The sequence below is a fragment of the Streptomyces sp. NPDC007264 genome (assembly GCF_042869095.1).
Lineage (GTDB): Bacteria > Actinomycetota > Actinomycetes > Streptomycetales > Streptomycetaceae > Streptomyces.
Genome location: NZ_JBIAFD010000004.1, coordinates 391,075 through 411,243, shown reverse-complemented (window position 1 = coordinate 411,243; position 20,169 = coordinate 391,075). Strand labels below are relative to the sequence as shown.

The 20,169-nt window shown below is 71.5% G+C and carries 14 protein-coding genes; 8 read left to right on the top strand and 6 right to left on the bottom strand.

All coding sequences use genetic code 11. The annotated features are described in order from the left end of the window. The first annotated feature begins 23 nt into the window (after positions 1-23). From ACFYMU_RS08980 to ACFYMU_RS08965, 4 genes are all read left to right on the top strand, one after another. Positions 24-1,016: an NAD-dependent epimerase/dehydratase family protein gene (locus ACFYMU_RS08980; RefSeq protein WP_388370100.1), complete on the top strand. Its 993-nt coding sequence runs from the start codon at positions 24-26 to the stop codon at positions 1,014-1,016. Positions 1,017-1,128: 112 nt separating this feature from the next. Continuing rightward, positions 1,129-2,397, top strand: a complete 1,269-nt coding sequence (locus tag ACFYMU_RS08975) for a sensor histidine kinase (protein WP_388370097.1) — start codon at positions 1,129-1,131, stop codon at positions 2,395-2,397. After that, positions 2,382-3,035, top strand: coding sequence for a LuxR C-terminal-related transcriptional regulator (locus ACFYMU_RS08970; protein WP_388370094.1), 654 nt, complete (start codon positions 2,382-2,384; stop codon positions 3,033-3,035). Before ACFYMU_RS08975 ends, ACFYMU_RS08970 begins: the two co-directional genes overlap by 16 nt. A gap of 197 nt (positions 3,036-3,232) precedes the next feature. Next, a complete protein-coding gene (locus ACFYMU_RS08965; RefSeq protein WP_388370091.1) occupies positions 3,233-4,759 on the top strand; it encodes a DUF1996 domain-containing protein in 1,527 nt (508 codons plus the stop codon). 66 nt (positions 4,760-4,825) lie between these two features. Here ACFYMU_RS08965 and ACFYMU_RS08960 read toward each other — a convergent pair whose 3' ends face one another. After that, complete coding sequence (locus ACFYMU_RS08960; RefSeq protein WP_388370088.1) at positions 4,826-5,275, bottom strand: hypothetical protein; 450 nt, start codon at positions 5,273-5,275, stop codon at positions 4,826-4,828. Positions 5,276-5,457: 182 nt separating this feature from the next. Between ACFYMU_RS08960 and ACFYMU_RS08955 the strand changes: the two genes are divergently transcribed. From ACFYMU_RS08955 to ACFYMU_RS08945, 3 genes are all read left to right on the top strand, one after another. Next, entirely contained in the window at positions 5,458-5,961 is a 504-nt protein-coding gene (locus ACFYMU_RS08955) for a tetratricopeptide repeat protein (protein WP_388370085.1), read from the top strand. A gap of 131 nt (positions 5,962-6,092) precedes the next feature. Then, positions 6,093-8,033, top strand: a complete 1,941-nt coding sequence (locus tag ACFYMU_RS08950) for a hypothetical protein (RefSeq protein WP_388370082.1) — start codon at positions 6,093-6,095, stop codon at positions 8,031-8,033. 130 nt (positions 8,034-8,163) lie between these two features. Beyond that, complete coding sequence (locus ACFYMU_RS08945; protein WP_388370079.1) at positions 8,164-8,880, top strand: TetR/AcrR family transcriptional regulator; 717 nt, start codon at positions 8,164-8,166, stop codon at positions 8,878-8,880. A gap of 401 nt (positions 8,881-9,281) precedes the next feature. Here the strand turns inward: ACFYMU_RS08945 and pulA are convergent, their stop codons facing one another. From pulA to ACFYMU_RS08920, 5 genes are all read right to left on the bottom strand, one after another. Then, positions 9,282-14,687, bottom strand: coding sequence for a pullulanase-type alpha-1,6-glucosidase (pulA, locus tag ACFYMU_RS08940; RefSeq protein ID WP_388370076.1), 5,406 nt, complete (start codon positions 14,685-14,687; stop codon positions 9,282-9,284). Positions 14,688-14,930: 243 nt separating this feature from the next. Beyond that, a complete protein-coding gene (locus ACFYMU_RS08935) occupies positions 14,931-16,313 on the bottom strand; it encodes an alpha-amylase family protein (RefSeq protein ID WP_388370074.1) in 1,383 nt (460 codons plus the stop codon). Between the two features lie 416 nt (positions 16,314-16,729). Further along, on the bottom strand, positions 16,730-17,632 hold the full coding sequence (locus tag ACFYMU_RS08930) for a hypothetical protein (RefSeq protein ID WP_388370071.1): 903 nt from the start codon (positions 17,630-17,632) through the stop codon (positions 16,730-16,732). Positions 17,633-17,711: 79 nt separating this feature from the next. Next, entirely contained in the window at positions 17,712-18,122 is a 411-nt protein-coding gene (locus ACFYMU_RS08925; protein ID WP_388370069.1) for a hypothetical protein, read from the bottom strand. A 215-nt stretch (positions 18,123-18,337) separates the two neighbouring features. After that, on the bottom strand, positions 18,338-19,303 hold the full coding sequence (locus tag ACFYMU_RS08920; RefSeq protein WP_388370066.1) for a helix-turn-helix domain-containing protein: 966 nt from the start codon (positions 19,301-19,303) through the stop codon (positions 18,338-18,340). Between the two features lie 303 nt (positions 19,304-19,606). Between ACFYMU_RS08920 and ACFYMU_RS08915 the strand changes: the two genes are divergently transcribed. Next, on the top strand, positions 19,607-20,116 hold the full coding sequence (locus ACFYMU_RS08915; protein WP_388370063.1) for a GNAT family N-acetyltransferase: 510 nt from the start codon (positions 19,607-19,609) through the stop codon (positions 20,114-20,116). Positions 20,117-20,169 lie beyond the last annotated feature (53 nt).

The window sequence follows — 20,169 nt, the reverse complement described above, 5'->3', positions numbered from 1 at the left end:
CCCGTGCGGGCACAGTCGTCGGCATGAGGCTTCTGGTGCTGGGCGGTACGGAGTTCGCGGGGCGGGCCGTCGTCGAGGCGGCGCTCGGGCGTGGCTGGGAGGTGACGGTCCTCAACCGGGGACGGCACCGGCCCCCGCCGGGGGTACGGGCGTTGCGGGGCGACCGCACCGCACCCGGCGGGCCGGCGGCGCTGGCCGAGGGCGAGTGGGACGCCGTCGTCGACACCTGGTCGGCCGCGCCCCGCGCGGTGCACGAGGCCGCCCGGCTGCTCGCCGGCCGCGCCGGACGGTATGTGTACGTGTCGAGTTGCTCGGTGTACGCGTGGGCCCCGCCCGCCGGGTACGCCGAGGACGCCCCGCTGGTCGAGGGCGCCGCGGCGGACGCCGGGGCGACCGAGTACCCGCAGGACAAGAGGGGCGGCGAGCTGGCCGCGCTGGACGCCTTCGGCCCGGACCGATCGGTGCTCGTGCGGGCGGGTCTGATCCTCGGGCCCCACGAGAACATCGGCCGGCTGCCCTGGTGGCTGACCCGGATCGCCCGCGGGGGCCCGGTCCTGGCACCGGGCCCGCGGGACCTTCCCCTCCAGTACGTCGACGTCCGCGACCTCGCCGAGTGGATCCTCGGGGCGGTGACGCAGGGGCTGAGCGGGGCCTTCAACCTGATCGGTCCGCAGGGGCACGCCACGATGGGCCGGCTCCTGGAGGCGTGCGTGGCGGTCACCGGTGAGGTGGCCGAGCTGCGCTGGACGGCCCCGCAGGCCGTCCTCGACGCGGGCGTCGAACCCTGGACGCAGTTGCCCGTGTGGGTGCCACCGGACAGCGACCTGCACGACGCCCTGCACGCCGCGGACGTGTCGCTGGCCCTGGCGACGGGTCTGCGCTGCCGTCCCGTCGCCGAGACCGTCGCCGACACCTGGAGCTGGCTGCGGGACATCGGCGGCACCGCGCCCCGGCGGCCCGACCGGCCGGCGGTGGGCCTCGACCCCGCCGTGGAGGCGAGGCTGCTCGGGCTGTGACCGCCCTGCCCGGAGGGTGGCGCCAGGTACACCCCCCGACCGGGTGGGCGCCCCCCTGACCTGCGCGCGCGCCCCGGGCACACTGGGACGCGAACCGAGAGAGGCGGGGGTCATGGACAGGGTACGGGTACACGACGCACGGGTGGCGGCCGCGCGGGGGCTGGGACTGGCGCTCATGGGCTGGTCCGCGTCGCTCGCGCTCTTCGTGGCGGCCACCGTGTCCCTCGCCTTCGTCCCGCTGGGCGTCGGCGTCCTCACCACCCCGTCCGTCCTGCTGAGGGTGCGCGCGTACGCGGCACACCGCCGGCTGCTGGCCGCGCGGTGGGCGGGGATCCGGATCGCCGAGCCCTACGAGCCGCTGCCCTCGCCTGCGCGCGGGGGCCTCCTGGGGCGGGCGGAGCTCACCAACCGGCTGCTGAGGGACCCGGCGACCTGGCGGGACCTGCGCTGGCTGCTCGTGGACATGACGGCCGGGGCGGCGGTCGCCGTCCTGGCTCCGGCCCTGCCGGCCGAGGGGGCCTTCGGACTCCTGCTGGCGGCCGGCCTGTGGCGGCCGCTCGTCGCCGCGTCCGACGGCTGGTGGTACGGGTTCGTGCCCATCACCGGCTGGGCGACGGCCTTCGTCGCGGGCGCCCTCGGCTGCGTCTGGCTCGCCGTCGCCCTGCGGTGGAACCCCGCGCTGATCGACGCGTGCTTCCGGCTCGCCCGGACCCAGCTCGCCCCGACGCCCGAGGCCGAGCTCGCCCGGCGGGTCGAGAGGCTGACCGAGACGCGGCGGGACGCCGTCGACACCTCCGCGGCCGAACTGCGGCGCATCGAACGGGACCTGCACGACGGTGCGCAGGCCCGGCTGGTCGCGATGGGCATGGACCTGAACACCATCGAGGCGCTCCTCGACAAGGATCCGGACCGTGCCAGGCGGCTGCTGGCACAGACGCGCCAGTCGTCGGTCGACGCGCTCGCCGAACTGCGCGACCTGGTCCGCGGCATCCATCCGCCGGTGCTCGCCGAGCGCGGGCTGGGCGACGCCGTACGGGCACTGGCGCTGCGGCTGCCCATGGACACCGAGGTGGCCGTGGACCTCGACGGCCGCGCGGACGCCCCCGTGGAGTCGGCCGCGTACTTCGCGGTCAGCGAGGTCCTGACGAACGTGGTCAAGCACTCCGGCGCCGACCGCGTCTGGGTGGACGTCCACCACCGGGACGGCAGGCTGCGGATCACGGTCACCGACAACGGGCGGGGCGGGGCGGTCGCGGAGGCGGGTTCGGGCCTTGCCGGGGTGGAGCGGCGCCTGGGTACATTCGACGGCGTCCTGGCCGTCAGCAGCCCTGCGGGCGGTCCCACTCTGGTGACCATGGAGATTCCGTGCGTGTTGTCCTAGCCGAGGACCTGTTCCTGCTGCGCGACGGCCTGGTCCGGCTGCTGGAGGCGAACGACTTCGAGATCGCCGCGGCCGTCGCGACCGGGCCCGAGCTGAGCCGGGCGCTGGCCGACGCGGACTACGACGTCGCCGTGGTGGACGTCCGGCTGCCGCCGACCCACACGGACGAGGGGCTGCAGTGCGCGCTGCGGGCCCGCCGGGACCGGCCGGGGCTTCCGGTGCTCGTGCTGTCGCAACACGTGGAACAGCTGTACGCGCGCGAGTTGCTCGCCGACGGCAGCGGCGGGGTGGGCTATCTGCTCAAGGACCGGGTGTTCGACGCCGAGCAGTTCGTCGACGCCGTGCGGCGGGTCGCGGCGGGCGGCACCGCCATGGACCCGCAGGTGATCCAGCAGCTGCTGTCACGGCACGCGGCGGACGACCGGCCGCTGACCCGCCTGACGCCCCGTGAGCTGGAGGTGCTGGAACTGATGGCACAGGGCCGCTCGAACTCCGCGATCGCCGGCCAACTCGTCGTCACGGAACGGGCGATCGCCAAACACACCTCCAACATCTTCGCAAAACTCGACCTGGAGGTTTCCGACGACGACAATCGCCGGGTTCTTGCCGTCCTCGCCTATTTGGATCAGGGTCGTTGATTCATGTCCCGCGCGGATCTACCCCGCTCAACTCCCGTTGAAACAGGGGCTTCTGCACTCCTTGCGCCCGAAATGACCTCCTGAGCCTCCAAGTTTTTCAGGGGTTTCTGAACACCTCACGGACCTCTTGCGTATGGGAGGGCGCCGCTTCACCCCTGTCGGGCGCCTCCGCCCCGAAAGGAAGTCAGAGGAGTTCCATGGGACGCAACACACGCAAACGCCGTACGCCGCTGGCCACCAAGGCCATAGCCGCATCCGCGGCCCTAGCGCTCGGTGGGGGCGGGCTGATCTGGGCGAACTACTACGCCTCGGCGCACGAGACGAACGCGCAGAACAACACCACCAAGGCCGCCGCCGCCCAGGTGGCCACCATCACGTGCCCGGACGTCGGTCAGCAGCTGACGAACGTTCCGAACGCGGCGAAGTCGAACGTCGACAGGGAGCTGGCAACCCTCGACAAGCAGGTCACCGAGGCGTACGCCCGGCTGGCCTCGACGCGTCAGGCGCAGGCGAACGACACCGGCTTCGTGCAGAACGCGATCCTCGGTCCGCTCAAGGACAAGCGGACCGCGGTGATCGGCCGGATCAAGATCGACTTCAAGCGGGTGGGTGCCACCGCGCCGTCCTCGCTCGACGCCCTGGCCGCCTGCACCGGAACCACCGCCGACCAGGCCCAGACCACCGCGGGCGGCCAGCAGCAAGGCGGCCAGCAACAGGGCGGCCAGCAGCAAGGCGGCCAGCAGCAAGGCGGGCAGCAGCAAGGCGGCCAGAACAACGGGCAGCAGCAGGGCAACGGCGGTCAGGCCGGCAACGGCCCCTCCGCCGCCGACTTCGTCGACATCACGAAGGTCCAGCCGAACGTCCCGGCCAAACCGCGCCGGACGGGCAACGCCTCCAACGGTACGTTCACCACCAGGTGCGGTGTGAACGCGAACAAGAACCACAACACCGACAACGTGATCGTGGCGCCCGGTGTGGCCAACGGCGCGCACCACCTGCACGACTACGTCGGCAACCAGAAGGTCAACGCGTTCTCCGACAACAACACGTTCCTCCAGGGCGGGACCAGCTGCCAGAACAAGAACGACCTGTCGTCGTACTACTGGCCGGTGGTCCGGGTCCAGGACGGCACGCAGGACTTCGACCAGAACAACGACGGCGGCGGCAAGGAGGGCAACGTCGGCCGGATCCTGGTCCCCCAGCAGGCCCAGATCAAGTACGTCGGCAGCCCGACCGGCAAGGTCGTCGCGATGCCGCAGTTCCTGCGCATCATCACCGGTGACGCCAAGACCACCACCAACGGCCTGGCGAACGCCAACGCGCACTGGAGCTGCACCGGCTTCGAGAACAAGGTGCAGCTCACCACGCAGTATCCGATCTGCCCGCAGGGCAGCAAGGTGGTCCGCACGTTCGCCTTCCAGAGCTGCTGGGACGGCCAGAACATCGACAGCGCCAACCACCGCACGCACGTGGCCTTCGCCGACGCCAACGGCAACTGCCAGAACGGCTTCAAGGCGATCCCGCAGCTGACGATGCGCCTCGTGTACAGCGTTCCGCGGCCGGTCGTCCAGAACGGCCAGGTCAAGAACGCCTACGCGGTGGACGGCTTCCCGGAGCAGCTCCACAAGCCGGCCACCGACCACGACGACTTCATCAGCGTCACCAACGGCGGCCTGGCGAACAAGATCGCGAACTGCGTCAACACCGGCCAGAGGTGCCAGTGACCCACTGAGAAGGCCGGCGGTGGAACCCCCACCGCCGGCCTTCGGCGTATCCCGGAACCTGCGCGGTCAGCCGCTGTGACCGGAGTGCGTGGCCTCGTGCCCCCCACCACCACCCGAGTGGTGCGAGGCCCCCTTCTCGATGGTCCCACCGAGCCGGCCGCGCAGCGCCGTGACCACCTCCTGGTCGCCGACGGCGACCCACTTGGCGCCGACGAGGTAGGAACCGCCGTAGTCCTTGGCGTCGTTGAGCCACTCGCGCTGCCCGCGGTCGGTGGCGAAGGTCGCGAGGACGAACCGGCCGTCGGTGTTCTTGCAGACGCCCTGGCGGATCTCGTCGGCGTCGGTCTGGATGCTCGGCTTGCAGTGCACGTTCGCCGCCAGGTCCTCGAGGCTGCCGGTCGCGGTCGCCGGCACCTCGTCCTGGGCGTCGCCCGACCCGCCCGACCCGCCGCAGCCGGTCAGCACCAGCAGGGCGACGGCCGCACCGGCCGCCAGCTTCTCGCGCGTCCACCTCATGAAAACCTCCGGTCGTTCCGGCCGTGCCTGAAGGCCCCGCGAGGGCCCTGCCCTTCCCTACGGCTCCGGTGTGCCCCGTGCTCAATGGCACCACGGACCCCCGGCACCGCGCGAAAAGCGGTGCCCGTTCCGGCACCACTGTGCGAGGGTGGTCGCTCCGAGGACCCGGACGAGGGGGAAGAGTGAGCACGCAGGAGTGGGAAGCGCGCGTGGCCGCCGCATGGGCGGCCTTCGGCGACCACGCCGAGGCGGACGCCGCCGACTTCCGCGCGGTGATCGACGCCCTGGTCGCCGAACTGCCCGAGGACAGCCCGCTGGGCCCCTTCGAACGCGCCTGCGCCTGGGACTCGACGGGCCACCCGGACAAGGCGGTCCCGCTGTACCGGGAGGCGCTGGCGCGCGGCCTGGACGGCTACCGCGGCCGCCGCGCCAAGATCCAGCTGTCCAGTTCGCTGCGGAACATCGGGCAGGCCGAGGCGGGCGTCGAGCTGCTCACGCCCGAACTCGACGCCCCCTCCGACGAGCTGGACGACGCCGTGCGCGCGTGTCTGGCCCTCTGCCTGTCCAGCCTGGGCCGCGACCGCGAGGGCCTGTCGCTCGTCCTCGAGGCGCTCGCGTCCCATCTGCCGCGCTACCAGCGGTCGATGGCGAACTACGCCCGCCTGCTGGCCGAGCCCGGACACTGATCCCGCCCGGGCCGGGACGCCGGTGGACCGGGCGCCGGGCGTGGGGTCCCGGCCCGCTCGCCACGACCGCGCCACCTCCGTCGTGGCGGCGGCCGAGGTGACCAACCCCCGCCCCGGTCGTTTGACCGGACGTGCAGTCACAGCATGTCGCCCCGCGCCCGACTCCCGCCTCCGGTTCGCTCGTCGACGTAGAGCAGGCCGAGGCCGCGCTCGTCGAGCACTACCCCCGGCTCGTCCGGCTCGCCTATCTGATGCTGCCGCCGGGCCTCGGCCGCAGCCGCCGGGTGCTCACGGCGCACGCCCTCACCCAGCGCGCGCTGCCCCGCGGGCGGGCCTCCGCGGCGCTGATCCCGGCCCAGGCCGGAGCCTCGGCGGAGAACCTGAGGGAGGGCCGCGACGACGACCCCGGCTACTCGCTGGTCCGCCTGCGCGTGGTGCGTTCGGCACTGGCGGCCGGCCGGCCGCTCAGGCGCGCGATCCGGCCGAAGGGTGCTGGACTGCCCGCGCTGCTCCCCCAGGTGTGGGGTCTGCGGCTCTTCCCCCGCTCGGGCGGCGCCGAGGAACTGGCCCTGGACCAGCGGCTGTCGGCCCTGTCCGGCCCCGCCCGGGCCGCCTATGTGCTGCGTGGTCTGGAGAAGCTCCCCGAGGACGGCGTGCGCAAGGTGCTGCGCGCCGCGGGCGTGGCGCACCCTGCGTCGGCCGTCCGCGAGGCCGGGCGGGTGCCGGCGCAGGACGCGCTGCTCCTCTCCCCCGAGTTCGACCCGTGTTCGCTGCAGGCGCGGCCGACCGATCTGATGCGGCGCAGACAGCACACGAAGGCCGCGCTGGCCGCCGCGGCCGCCGTCGCGGTGTGCGGCGCGCTCCTCACCCTGCCGGGCGGCGGCTGGGGTGCGGAGGACGCGGCCGCTCCCGCCGACGCGCAGAACCCGGCCGTCCGGGCCGCCCTGGACCCGGACGGACTGACGAGGGTGCCGCCCACCGCGTGGACGACGTCGACGCGCACCGACTTCTCCGTGTGGCCCGCGCGCGGCGGCCTCACCCACGACACGGCGCTGCTGCGCCGCGCGCTCGCCGCCTGGGCACGGCCCGGCGGGTCCGTCCAGGTCTCGGCGACCCCCGGCACCGCCTCGGGCCCCCCGGCCGGCCCGCCGCAACTGCTTTTCGCGGGCCGGGTGGACGCCATGCGGGTGGTGATCTTCTACGACGGTCTGCGCATCGTGCGCTACGCCGAGCCGGACAAGGGAAGCGGCCGGGCGGCGCTCGACTTCGCCCGGGTCGACGCGGCATCCGGTGCCGAGGCGGACGCGGTGGTGCTGGGCCGGGCCGACGGCAACGTCCGCTATCTGACCGCGCCCTGGGTGACCGGGGCGGCCGAGCGGGACCTGCTGCGACCGCGGTCCGGGGCGATGGACCTGGGTCCGGACGACGGGGTGACCGCACCCCTGGCCGGCCAGGCGGGGCAGCCCGGCTCGTGCACCTCCTGGAACGCGCTGGAGGTGACCGACGGTTCGGGGTCCAGGCTGCTGACCGACCTCGGCGAGCTGACGCCCGCCCACCTCACCGTGGGGCGGCCGGGCGCGCCCCAGGAGGTGTCCGGGGCGGCGGCGCTGCGCACCTGGTCGCCGTTCGCCTGCTCGCTCGCGGCGGTACGGTCGCAGGGCGTGCGGTCCGTGAACGCGTGGGAGTACGCGCGCCAGAAACTGCCGGACGGGTCCGGGGAGGCTTCCTGGGTGTGCACGCGGGCGGACACCTGGCGGGGCGGGGGCCCGCGGGTGCTGGCGCAGTTCCACACGCCGGGCGGGCGGTACGGCGCGGTGGCGGCGAGGGCCGAGAGCGTGCCCGCGTGCGGTGCGAAGGACCCCCATGTGCTGGCGGGTGTGCTGTGGAAGTCGGCGGCGGGGACGTGGTACCTGCTCGCCGCGGGCAGCAAGGGCACGGCGTCGATCAGCGCGACCGGCGGGGCGAGCGGATCGGCGCGGGGCGATGTGCTGGCGGTGCGGACGCGGCAGGGGGTCCGGGCCGGGCTGAAGGGAACCCTCGACGACGGCCGGGCGATCAGCGGGCTGCGCTGACCCCCGCGATGCGGTGGCTCGATGCCGATGGTGTGCCGCAAGGGATTGGTGAGCGAAATGTGCCGACCGTGTGAAAGACCACGGCCCTTCCGGCCCGTGGAGTGCCGGAACAGATCGGTAAGGTGTTCGCATGACAACCGGGGTACGCCGCAGAATGGGAGTCGAGGAGCGACGGCAGCAGTTGATCGGCGTCGCGCTCGAACTGTTCAGCCAACGCTCCCCCGACGAGGTCTCCATCGACGAGATAGCCTCGGCCGCGGGCATCTCGCGGCCGCTGGTCTACCACTACTTCCCTGGCAAACTCAGCCTCTACGAAGCGGCGTTGAAGCGTGCGTCCGAGGACCTCGCGGCGCGGTTCGTGGAACCGCACGAGGGCCCTCTCGGGGCGCGGCTGCTGCGGGTGATGCGCCGGTTCTTCGACTTCGTCGAGGACCACGGGCCCGGCTTCTCGGCCCTGATGCGCGGCGGTCCCGCCGTCCCCGCCGACGCGGACCGCCCCATGGACGCGGTGTCCCGGACGAACGCGCTGGTCGACTCGGTCCGGCAGGCCGCGTATGTCCAGATCCTCGCGCATCTGCGGGTGCAGGATCCGCCCGCCCGGCTGGAGTTGGTGGTCCGCTCGTGGATCTCGCTCGTCGAGTCGACGGCGTTGATCTGGCTGGACGGGCGGCGGATCCCGCGCCGTGAGCTGGAGGTGCAGCTCGTGCACGACTTCGCCGCGCTGGCGGCGGTGAGCGCCGCGTACGACGACGAGATGGCCGCGCTGCTGCGCCGTGGGCTCGGTGACGAGCCGGGCGACGGGCCCTTCGCGGATCTGGTCACCCGGCTGGTCACCCTGGCGTCCTGACGCCCGCGGGGCCGTCGGCTCCCGCACTCGCCGCGACCGGACCGTCTGCCGGCGAGCGGGCGGGACGGGGTTCGTCTAGGGCGTGTTGCGAAAGTCCCGTCTGCCCCGCGACGCCTGGCACGGCTCCCCCACGCTCGGCTGCGCTCGCGCGGGAGGGGCCCCCACCGCCGCGTTGTCGGGATCGCCCGCGTACGCCCAGTACGCGGACGACCCTCCGCCTTGCGATGCTCCCCCGCAGCCCGAAGGGCGCGGGAGGTGCCCCCAGCACCAGACGCCGCGGGCCCCGCCCTTCGGGCGGACGACGCCACTTTCGCAACACGCCCTCGATGTACGGGTCCGTCGCGCCGGTGCGACCGGCACGACGGACCCGCAGGTGATGCATCGGACCTGCCGTGGAACGCTCAGCGCGTCACCCGTGAGAAGACCGCGACGGTGCGTGGCGGAACCGTGAAGGTCCCGGACTGCGCCGTGTACGAGGACGTCCTCACGACGAGGTCGGCGCCCGCGGCCTGCACCGGGTGCAGCGCGTAGTCCTTCCCGGCGAGGCCCGCGACGGTCTGCTCCTGCTTCTTCGGCGTGGCGTTGAACACGACGACCAGATCACCGAGCTGCATCGTGATCACGCCCGGCGTCTCGTCCTTCCCGGAGAGCGGGAAGGAGAGCCGTGACTGCACCTGGTCGGCGGTGCCCAGGGAGAAGGCCTGCTCGGTCGCCCTGATCCTCAGGAGGTCCCGGTATGCGGCGGAGGCGCCCCTGATCTCGTCGCACCCCACCGTGACGGACGTCAGCAGGGGCTTGGCCCAGGTCCACTTGGACCGGTTGTCGGCCGCCATCGGCAGTCCGCGTCCGAAGCCGTTGCCCTGTCGGCAGTCCCAGTGGATCGCGTTGAACCAGTCGCCGCTGTCGTACGAGTTGCGGTCGAGGGACTTGGAGCGCAGCAGGTCGGAACCGGCCTGGGAGAGCGAGGGGCCCTGGGAGAGGGTGGCCGTCGCCATGGCGAGCACCTGCATACGGGCCCGGTCGGAGGCGGAGGTGTCCTGGGGCAGTTTGTAGGCGAGGGCGTCGAACAGCGACTCGTTGTCGTGCGCGTCGGCGTAGGCGAGCGCATCGCCGGGTGCCTGGGCGTACCCGGCGGGTGCGCCGTTGTAGTCGACCTCGGCGCCGGTGACCTCCTTGCCGTCGGTGTCGGTGAAGCGGTACCGGGCGAGGTTGCCGCTCAGGCCGACCTTGATGAGGTCCTGGTAGTGCAGCAGCCGGGCCTTCTGCTCGGCCTCCGTCCCGTTGCCCGTGGAGGCGTTGGGGTCGGTGTACAGCCCGGACGCGAAACCCTGGATGCCGGGGTCGGAGTCGAAGGGGCCGCCGCCGCGCACGGCGTCACGGGCACGGTCGGAGAAGGTCGCGATGCCCGTGCCGGCCATGTTCTTCTGCGTGGCCTGGACGAAGCGGGCGTCGTCGGCGACCTCGCCGAAGTTCCAGCCCTCGCCGTAGAGGATGATCTTCTTGCCGTCGACGCCGTCCTTCTCGGGGGTGAGCGCGTCGAGGGCCTTGCGCACGGCGAGGATGTTGGCCTTCGGGTGGTGGCCCATGAGGTCGAAGCGGAAGCCGTCGACCTTGTACTCCTTGGCCCAGGTGACGATCGAGTCCACGACCAGCTTGCCCATCATGGCGTTCTCGGTGGCCGTGTTGGCGCAGCACGTGCTGTTCGCCACCGAGCCGTCGGCGAGGAGCCGCTGGTAGTAGCCGGGCACGATCCGGTCGAGGACGCTGGTGTCCGCCTGTCCGGCGGCCGCCGTGTGGTTGTAGACGACGTCCATGACGACCCGGAGACCGTCCTCGTTCAGCGACTTGACCATCGTGCGGAACTGGACCGTGCGGCCCGTGCCGTCGGGGTCGGTGGCGTACGAGCCCTCCGGGACCGTGTAGTGGAACGGGTCGTAGCCCCAGTTGTAGGCGTCCTTCGCGGCGGCCTCGGCGACGCACTCCTGCTGCTGCTCGGAGTCGGCCGCGTAGGAGGCGAGGTCGCAGGCGGGGCTCGACTGGTCCGCCTTCTTCTCGGGGATGGTGGCGATGTCGAAGGCGGGCAGCAGATGCACGTACGACGTCCCCGCCTCGGCCAGCTCACGCAGGTGCTTCGAGCCGTCGCTGTTCCTGTCGCCGAACGCGAGGTACGTGCCCCGGTGCCCGGCCGGGACGGTCGTGTCCGCGACGGAGAAGTCCCGGATGTGCAGTTCCTGGATCTCGGCGTCCTTCAGTGGGACGGCCTTGGGCTTGGTCAGGGCCGACCAGCCCTTCGGCGCGAGGGACCTGTCGTTCAGGTCGACGAGCAGGCTGCGTTCGGAGTTCGCGGTGAGGGCGACCGAGTAGGGGTCGGTGACCGTGTTGGTGACGACCTTCCGGACGGAGGGCGCCCACACCTTGACGACGTACCGGTACGGCTTGCCCTTCCAGGACGCGGGGCCGGTGACGGACCAGACGCCGGTGGAGCCGTCCCGCTTCATCGCCTTCAGGGAGCCGTCGAGCTCCAGGGAGACGCTCTGCGCGGTCGGCGCCCAGACGGCGAGCGTGGGGCGGTTGTGGTGGAACACCGGCCCCAGTTCGGCCTTGGCCGCGGCGCCGTAGACGTCGTCGAGCACGCCGGCGATCTGGACGCCCGTCGCCGCCAGTACGGCACCGTTCGCGGCCCGCTGGGAGGCGACGATCTGGCCGTCCAGCGCCTCGCGCACCCGGTCGCGGTCGCGTGGGTCGACGGACCAGGCCGTGTAGTCCTTCAGGTGCGGGAACTTCGCCTTCTGGGCGTCGGTGAGCGTGGTCTTCGTCAGCCGCAGCCAGCGCTCGTCGTCGCCGGTCAGCGTCCCGTGCCCGACCGTGATCGAGCCGTCGTGGGAGTACAGCAGCTGGGTGGAGACGGCGGCGTCGGAGCCGTTCCAGGCAACGGTGTCGCGGTCGATCCAGATCGCCTTGGAGGTGGTCAGGTCGAGGGCGGCTCCCGAGCCGGTGGGCTGCGGCAGCAGGTACTTCTCCTGGCCGTTCAGCAGCCACACCTCATGGCCGCCGGCCTTGAGATCGAGCGACTGGTCGGCGGAGAGGTCCTTCTCGTCGCCCTTGTGGACGATGTAGCTGAGGCTGGAGGCGCCGTCGGTGAGCGGCACCTCGAAGACCGCGCCGTACGCGTCGGTGCGCACCGGCTTCAGGGGGCTGGACCAGTCGGTGGGGTTCGCCGCTCCGGTCCAGACGTGCAGGCCCCAGCCGTCGTAGTTCCCGTCGGCGCGGTGGTAGTGGACGATCGCCTTCGTCCGGTCCTGCGCGGGGTAGTCGGGCCGTGTCGTCTGCACGGCCTCCTTGCCCTGCTCGATCCAGACCTCGCCGGTCTTGGTGACGTCGATCGTGCGGTCGGCGGAGACGTCCTTGGTGCCGTCCTTGTCGACGACCAGGAAGCCGACGCCGGACGCGCCGGGCTTCAGCTTGACGTAGGCGAAGGCGCCGTAGGCGTCACGGCCGATGAAGGGGTGGCCGGCCGGCCAGGTGGTCGCCTCGCCGTCGGCGAGGTCGCCCCAGGCGTACAGGCCCCACGCGCCGTAGTCGCCGTCGGCGCGCTTGTAGTGGACGATCGCGTAGTCGCGGGAGGAGGCGGTGGGGATCTCCGCGGCGGGCGGGGTGCCGGTCGTGGAAGCGGCGGTCGCGCTCGCCGTGTGCCCCGCCAAGTCGACCGCAACGGCCTTGTAGCGCAGGGCCGTTCCGGCCGGTACGTCCTTGCCGATGGTCTGGGTGACCTTGTACGGGGCGTGGTCGGCGGAGCCCAGGACCTGCCAGGCGCCGTCGCCGACCTGGGCCGCGAAGACGACGCGGTTCAGCCCGCCGCCGTCGGCTCCGGCTCGGACCTCGACCGTGCCGGTGGCTCCCGCCGCAGGTGCCTCGAGGGTGAGCGTCGGGGCGGTGGCGGGCCTGGCGAGCCTGCCCGCCGCCTTCAGGACGATCGCCGAGCCGGCCGGGACGGTGACGGTGACCTTCTTGTCGCCGCCGGACGTCACCTCGTCCGACGTGCCGTAGATGCCGCGGAACCTCATGTCCGCGGAGCCGGTCGCGAAGGTGGCCGACCTCGCCTCGCCCGCGTTGTTGAAGGCGACGACGTACTCCTGGCCGGTCCTGGCGTCGGTGCGGGTGAACGCGTAGATCCCGGCGCCGTCGGCCGCGTACCGCTGTGTCTGCACCCCGTCGGTGAGGGCGGGGTTGTCCTTGCGGAGCTTGCCGAGCGCGGCGATCTCCCGGTACAGGGGCGCGGTCGTGTCGTACGCGTCGCTCGCGTGCATACGGTCGGTGCCGATCTCGTCGTCGTCCAGGTAGTCGGCGACCTTGGAGGCGAACATGGTCTGGCGGGCGTCCTTGTCGCCGCCGGAGCCGGTGAAGCCCTGCTCGTCGCCGTAGTAGACGACCGGGTTGCCGCGGCTGAGGAACATGACCTCGTTGGCCAGCTTGTCCTTGGCGAGCAGCTCGGCGTCCGTGGCCTTCGGGTTGTCCTGGTTCAGGAAGTACCCGATGCGGCCCATGTCGTGGTTGCCGAGGAAGGTGACCTGTTCGTAGGCGTTGGCCTTGTCGGTCGTGTACCTGTAGTCGTCGCCGAAGACGGACGCGAGCTTCTGCGCGCCGGCGCCCTGGGAGGCGTAGGCGCGGGCCGCGTCCTGGAAGGGGAAGTCGAGGGTGGCGTCGAGGCGGCCCTGGGTGACGTACGGCGAGGTGACCGAGGTGTCGGCGGAGTAGACCTCGCCGAACATGAAGAAGTTCTTGCGCCCGTGCGCGGCGGCGTACCGGTCGAGGGCGGTGGCCCACTGCGTCCAGAACGCCATGTTCACGTGCTTCACGGTGTCGATCCGGAAGCCGTCGACATCGAAGTCCCGCACCCAGCGCTCGTAGATCTTCTCCATGCCCCTGACCACCTCGGGACGCTCGGTCCACAGGTCGTCGAGGCCGGAGAAGTCGCCGTACGTGGCGGACTCGCCCGCATAGGTGGAGTCACCGCGGTTGTGGTACATCACCGGGTCGTCGAGCCAGGACGGGACCTTGCTGTCGCTCGTGACCGTCGGGGTGCGCGGGAAGGAGTCGCGGGAGACCGCCGGGAACTTCTTCGTGCCGTCCGCGTAGTCGCTGTCGTCGAACGGCCTGCCGTCCTTCGTCAGATACGGGAACGCGCCCTTGGAGAGGTAGTCGTAGGACTTCTCCTTGTAGTCGACGACGTCCGCCGTGTGGTTGGTGATGACGTCGAAGAAGACCTTCATGCCCTTGGCGTGGGCCTTGGAGATGAGGGTGGCCAGGTCCTTGTTGGTCCCGAAGTGCGGGTCGACCTGGGTGAAGTCGGTGATCCAGTAGCCGTGGTAGCCGGCGGAGGCGTTGCTCCCCGTGCCCTGCACGGGCCGGTTCTTGAAGATCGGGGCCATCCAGATGGCGGTGGTGCCCAGGCCCTTGATGTAGTCGAGCTTCCCGGTCAGGCCTTTGAGGTCGCCGCCCTGGTAGAAGCCCTTGTCGGTCGGGTCGTAGCCGGTGCTGAGGCGTGAACCCGTCAGCCCGCCCTTGTCGTTGGACGTGTCGCCGTTGGCGAACCGGTCCGGCATGACGAAGTAGAACTGCTCGCGCGTGTCGTCGTGCCGGGCGGGCTCGGCCGCGAGCCGCGCGTCGGTAGGCGGCGGGGGCGGGGCGTCCGCATGGGCCGCGAGGGGCTGGACGAGGGCGGCGGCCAGCGCGGCGACGGCGACGGCCACGACGGGTCTGGCATGGGCGGTGCGGCGCGTCGTCGGCGCCGGCCATCTCGGTATCACAGGCGGGAACTCCTTGCGACTACGGCTCTTGGGGTCCGACCCCTTGCGCCGCGGGACGGCTTCGTCGCCGGGCGCCCGCGTGACCGTATCGCCGACGAAAGGTTTACAGCAAGAGTCTTGAAATCCATAGCAAACAATTTCAAGCGTGGAGCGGGCAGGCCGTCCGGGCAGCGGGCAGCGACCGCTCGTGCCCGGCGGGCACGAGCGGTCGCACGACCGCCGACTCCTGGAAGTGATCCGGGCTCAGCAGCTCGACCGGCCCGCGTAGATCGCCAGGGCCGTGTTGGAGCCCAGGGTGGCGGTGAGCTGCCCGCTGGAGTTCACGGCCACCGTCGTGTTGTTCTGCACGTTGCAGTACGTGCCCGCCGGGAGGGACGTCTGGTAGGTGCGGGTCAGTGCGGAGGACTCGTGGTTGATGGCCACGAAGCCCTTGCCGCCCCGCCCGAAGGCGATCGCGTTGTTGCCGTTGTCCCACCAGTTGGTGACCGCCGCGCCGCGGGTGGCGTTGCGGAAGGCGACCATCGACTTGATCTCCGGCCAGGCGTGCTGGCACTTCCAGCCGTCCTGCCAGCACGCGTTGACCTGGCCGCCGTTGGGCGGGCCCGCGTCGGTGTCGGACCACTCGTAGCCGGAGTTGATGTCGGGGGCGCCGTAGGGCCAGGCCAGCATGAAGACGTTGGCGAGCGTGTAGTTGGCGCCGCTCTTGTAGTTCAGCGTGGAGCCGTTGCGCTCGGTGTCGTGGTTGTCGACGAAGACGCCGGCGACCGAGCTGCTCATGTAGCCCCAGCCCTCGCCGTAGTTGGTGAGGTAGGCGAGCTTCTCGTTGTTGAAGACCCGCTTGAGGTCGTAGGCGTAGCGGAACTCCTGGACGTCGCCGTTGCCCGTGTACTCGGTCGGCTGGACCGCCTCGCCCGCACCGTAGATGACCTCCTGCTTCCAGTAGGCGGAGGGATTGGTCAACCGGGACTTGATGTTGGCCAGGTCGTCCGCGGGGATGTGCTTGGCGGCGTCGATGCGGAAGCCGTCGGCCCCGAGGGAGAGCAGGTCGTTCATGTAGCCGGCGATCGTCTTGCGGACGTACTCCTCGCCGGTGTCGAGATCGGCCAGACCCACCAGTTCGCAGTGCTGGACGTTCCAGCGGTCCTGGTAGTTGGTGATCTGAGCGGTGCAGTCGTCGAAGTCGTAGACGGAGTAGAGGCCGGGGTAGTCGTACTTCGTGTACGAGGAGCCGCCGGTGCCGGTGCCGCTGCCCGCCGACATGTGGTTGATCACCGTGTCGACGACGACCTTCACGCCGGCCGCGTGGCAGGTGTTGACCATGTTCTGGAAGGCGGCACGGTCGCCGAGCCGACCGGCGATCTTGTAGCTCACCGGCTGGTACGACGTCCACCACTGCGGGCCCTGTATGTGCTCGGCGGGCGGGGAGACCTGGACGTAGCCGTAGCCTGCCGGGCCGAGGGTGTTGGTGCACTCCTTCGCGACCGAGGCGTAGTTCCACTCGAAGAGGACGGCGGTGACGTCCTTGGTGCCGGGCGGGGAGGCGTGGGCGGTCCCGGCCGGGACGACGAGGGCGATCGACGCGGCCGCCGCGAGGGCGAGGGCGCCGGAGAGCGTTCTCTTGGCCATGTGGGGGCTTCCTTCTCCGTTGAAGGATCTGCGGACGGATCTGCGGACGGATCTGGGGAGGATCTGTCGAACGGACCTGTGGCCGGGACCCGTTCGACGACCCCGGGCCCCTTGAAGGGAATTGCTGCAAGTTTTCAACCACTTGCGGTGCAGCAGACCGTACGAGCCGCGCCTCCGGCGGTCAACCCCCTGGACATGCTCCTGTCACATATACGCAACAAGGGCGGATTGCGACCCGCTCGAGCTGCACGAACACAAGCGGACACCCGAAGGGGCCCGCCGCCCTTGCCGGACGACGGGCCCCTGAAACCGCACGAAAGAGCTTGCGCCGCGCGACGTGGCACGCGGTGGTCGAACACACCGTCATGTCGGCGCGGCTGTACTCTGCTGGACCGCAGGCCGACAACAGGGCCGGATCAGGGCGCCGGGAAGGCGAGACGCAGCCCATACCGCTCCTCGGCCCGGCGGAGCGACGGGACGAGGGTCTCGCGGAGTTCGCGGATGTCGTCGGCGTGGTCGGCGAGAAAGCGCTCGCGGAGCCGCAGACGTGCCGGTTCACGGACGGCCTCGACGGGGCGCATGCAGTCCGCGTACGCACGGCCGAGTCCGAGGTCGGCGCCCGGAAGTTCGACGGGCGTGACGGAGTTCAGGCGGGCGTCGGCACCACGGAAGAAGCCGTCCTCGTCACGAGCCTTGATGCCGTGCCCGGCGAAGCACCCGGGCAGGGTGCGCAACGCCCGGGCCGTTGCAGGCTCGCGGCGCAGGGGTGCGAGTTGGGCGAACCACCGCCCCTGGAGCCCGGCGTAGGGGCCGCGCAGCGTATCGGCGGCGGTCTCGCCCTCGGCACGGCAGGCGCGCACCGCGGCGGCACTGCCGGAGGGCGCCGCAACGGGCCTTGCCGTCGGCGTGGGCACCGGGGCGCTCTGCCCGAAGCCGTGCCGGGCGAGGAAGTCCAGGTCGGGGACCTCCGAGAAGCGGATGAACGCGAGCGGAACCTGTTCGGGCAGACCGATCCCGCGGTCGTGTGCGCACTCGGCCGCGGCAGCGCGGGACACCTGCCGGACGAAGACGTCCAGCCCCTGGGTCCAGCGGGTCTCGGCACCGGTTGCGGGGAAGAGCATGCGTGCCGAGTCGCCCGGCAGGGCTCGGCTGAGACGGGCGGGAGTCACGCGCGCGTTCGACGTGCCCGTCGTACCGCCCGAGCGGATCTCGGCGGAGCAGGCGGCGAGCAGGGCGACGGCCGTGGCCACGGCCGCGGTGCGGGCCGCGAGCCGACGCCGGATCACGGGCCGGACGACCCGGACGACTCCTCTTCTCATCCTGGGCCACTCCTCTCCGTCCGGTGACCGGGGGTGCCGTCGGCCCACGACGGCACCCCCGGAGGACACAGCGGCGGGCTCAGTGGGTGATGCTCACGGAGTCGCCGCCGTCGAGGTAGCTCGCCACCGTGAACGGGGTGCCGTCGGCGACGTCGGTGCACAGCCAGTACGTGGAGTCGTTGACGCTGTGGCTTCCGTCCGCGGCGTAGACGTAACCCTTGGAGCAGGTGAACCACGTGCCCGAGGACCTGCGGAGGCGGCCCGCGTAGTAGTCGTAGCTGTAGGTCGTGTCGTTGGAATAGGTGAGGTTGAGGTCGCCGCAGCTGCTGGTGGAGGACTTGTAGCGGATGGTGCCCACGCCTTCGTAGCCGCCGGTGGTCAGCGACGAGGTCACGCAGGACTGGGCCGCGGCCGATGCCGCGGGGGCGAACGCCACGCAGGTCGCGGCAGAGGCCAGCGCGAGCGCGCCGGCGACGATGGTTCTGTTCACGCTTTCCCCACTTCTGTCGTCACACGGGCGAGCGATGTCCGCCCGTCCGGCCGTGCATCACCCTGTCGAGCCCCCTCCCCCGTCGGTCGCGGATCTCCACACATGACCGAGGCGGCGCGAACCGGGCGCTTCGAGTGTCGTGGGTGGGGAACGGACCGTCGTTGCCGGTCGGCGACAGGTGGTTGACGATGCGTGCCACATGGGGCGCGGCCCGGCTACCGGTGGCTTCGACGGTGGTCCTGGGGACTGAGTCCGTAAGCGGCGCGGAAGGCGCGGCTGAAGTGCGCGGGATCGGTGAACCCCCAGCGCGCGGCGATGGCGCGGACCGGGTGGGAGTGCAGGAGCGGGTCGGCCAGGTCCCGGCGGCAGCGTTCCAGCCGACGCGCGCGGATCCACCCGGCGACGGTGATGTCCTGCGCTCGGAAGAGTCGGTGCAGGGAACGCGGTGAGATGTGGTGGGCGCGAGCGATCATGCCCGGCGACAGGTCCGGGTCGCCCAGGTGCTGCCGGATGAAGTCGTGGATCTCCGTCAGCAGGGCCCAGTGGTGGTTCTGGGACGGTGATGACGAGGTGGCGTCGAGATGGTGGGCGAGGAAGGCGGTGAGCAGTTCGAGGGTACAGGCGGCGAGGCGGGCGCCGTCCGACGCGGTGTAGGCGGTGGCCCCGGCGACAAGCCGCGTGAGGTAGCCCGACAGCAGGGCGCCCATCCCCGCGCGCCCGGGCAGGGGCACGGCGGTGAGCCGGTCGACCTTGTTCGCGGGGAGCGGCAGCAGGGTCCGGGGGACCTCCACCATCACTCCCCCCGCGGTGTTCGGGGCAGCGTGTGCCCAGCCGTGCCAGGGGCGCGAGGTGTCGTAGAGCATCGCCTCCCCCGGGCCGCTGACGGCGTCCCGGCCGCTCTGGAGGAGCCGGTGGCTGCCACGCAGGTTCAGCATCAGCTGGTAGGACTCGGGATCGGAGCGCCGGATCAGTTTCGCCGTCCGTCGGGTCTCCAGCGATGGGTAGGACAGCGCGGACACCTTCACTCCGCCCATGTCCAGCAGTCGCGCGCTCGCCCGGAAGTTCGCCTCGTGATCGCTGCGAATGGCGTTGGGTATCAACGCACTCGCCGTCATGTCATGCCAGCAGCCGAACCGCTCGGCGACCGGCAGGTCCTTCGTCCGGAACTCCGTCACCAGCACCGCGCCCTCCTTGGGTGTTCTGCCACATCCGCGAGGTAGGTCTGTCCATGGTGAGATTCAACCGTCATGTCGGTGCTTCGGCGTGCCGATCCCGCGGACGGCTGCAGCATCCGTCCGCTAAGGTTCCCGTCATCAGCGAAGCCTTCCCGGCCCTGATGCAGAGTCCGCCGGGGAGGCTTTTCTCATGCCCTTCTCGGGACCGCTCGTCCGCGTCGGCGCTGACCGCGCGGGCGACGGTTCCACCCTGTGTCGCCTCTCGGGCGCGCGGCGCCCGTCGGTTGTCCCTGTACGCAAAGGAGTCTCGTGCCAGACCTGTCCCTACGCCTCGCAGGCGTCGCCGACCGTCCGGTGGTGGAGCGGCTGTGGCTGATGTTCCGCCACGACATGTCGGAGTTCGACGCTCTGCTGCCCCACCCCGACGGAACCTTCCGCAGCGATCGGCTCCACATGGCCTTCTCCGATCCCGGCTGGGCGCCGTACCTCCTCACAAGCGGTGACAGCCCCGCCGGTTTCGCGTTCGTCCGTGGCTTGACGGGCCCGAAGCGTGTGCTGAACAGCTTCTTCGTGGTCCGCGGCGCACGGCGGACGGGGATCGGCCTGCGCGCCGTCCAGCAGGTCACAGCCATCCACCCGGGTCCATGGGAAGTGGCCTTCCAGGACGTCAACACGGTCGCGGTGCGCTTCTGGCGTCGCGTCGCCACGCAGATCGCCGGCGACGCATGGACCGAGGAGCGCAGAGAGGTACCAGGTCGGCCGGACCTGCCTCCTGACGTCTGGATCTCGTTCGGCGGCCCCGCCGAGACCTACGGCTGAGCGCACGGTTCGCACCTGCCGGCCAGGGTGGGCGAGGCGAACCGGCAGAGCAT

Coding starts and splice junctions, on each gene's coding strand:
- ACFYMU_RS08980 (WP_388370100.1), top strand. CDS start 24: ATGAGGCTTCTGGTGCTGGGCGGTACGGAGTTCGCGGGGCGGGCCGTC.
- ACFYMU_RS08975 (WP_388370097.1), top strand. CDS start 1,129: ATGGACAGGGTACGGGTACACGACGCACGGGTGGCGGCCGCGCGGGGG.
- ACFYMU_RS08965 (WP_388370091.1), top strand. CDS start 3,233: ATGGGACGCAACACACGCAAACGCCGTACGCCGCTGGCCACCAAGGCC.
- ACFYMU_RS08960 (WP_388370088.1), bottom strand. CDS start 5,275: ATGAGGTGGACGCGCGAGAAGCTGGCGGCCGGTGCGGCCGTCGCCCTG.
- ACFYMU_RS08945 (WP_388370079.1), top strand. CDS start 8,164: ATGACAACCGGGGTACGCCGCAGAATGGGAGTCGAGGAGCGACGGCAG.
- ACFYMU_RS08935 (WP_388370074.1), bottom strand. CDS start 16,313: ATGGCCAAGAGAACGCTCTCCGGCGCCCTCGCCCTCGCGGCGGCCGCG.
- ACFYMU_RS08930 (WP_388370071.1), bottom strand. CDS start 17,632: ATGAGAAGAGGAGTCGTCCGGGTCGTCCGGCCCGTGATCCGGCGTCGG.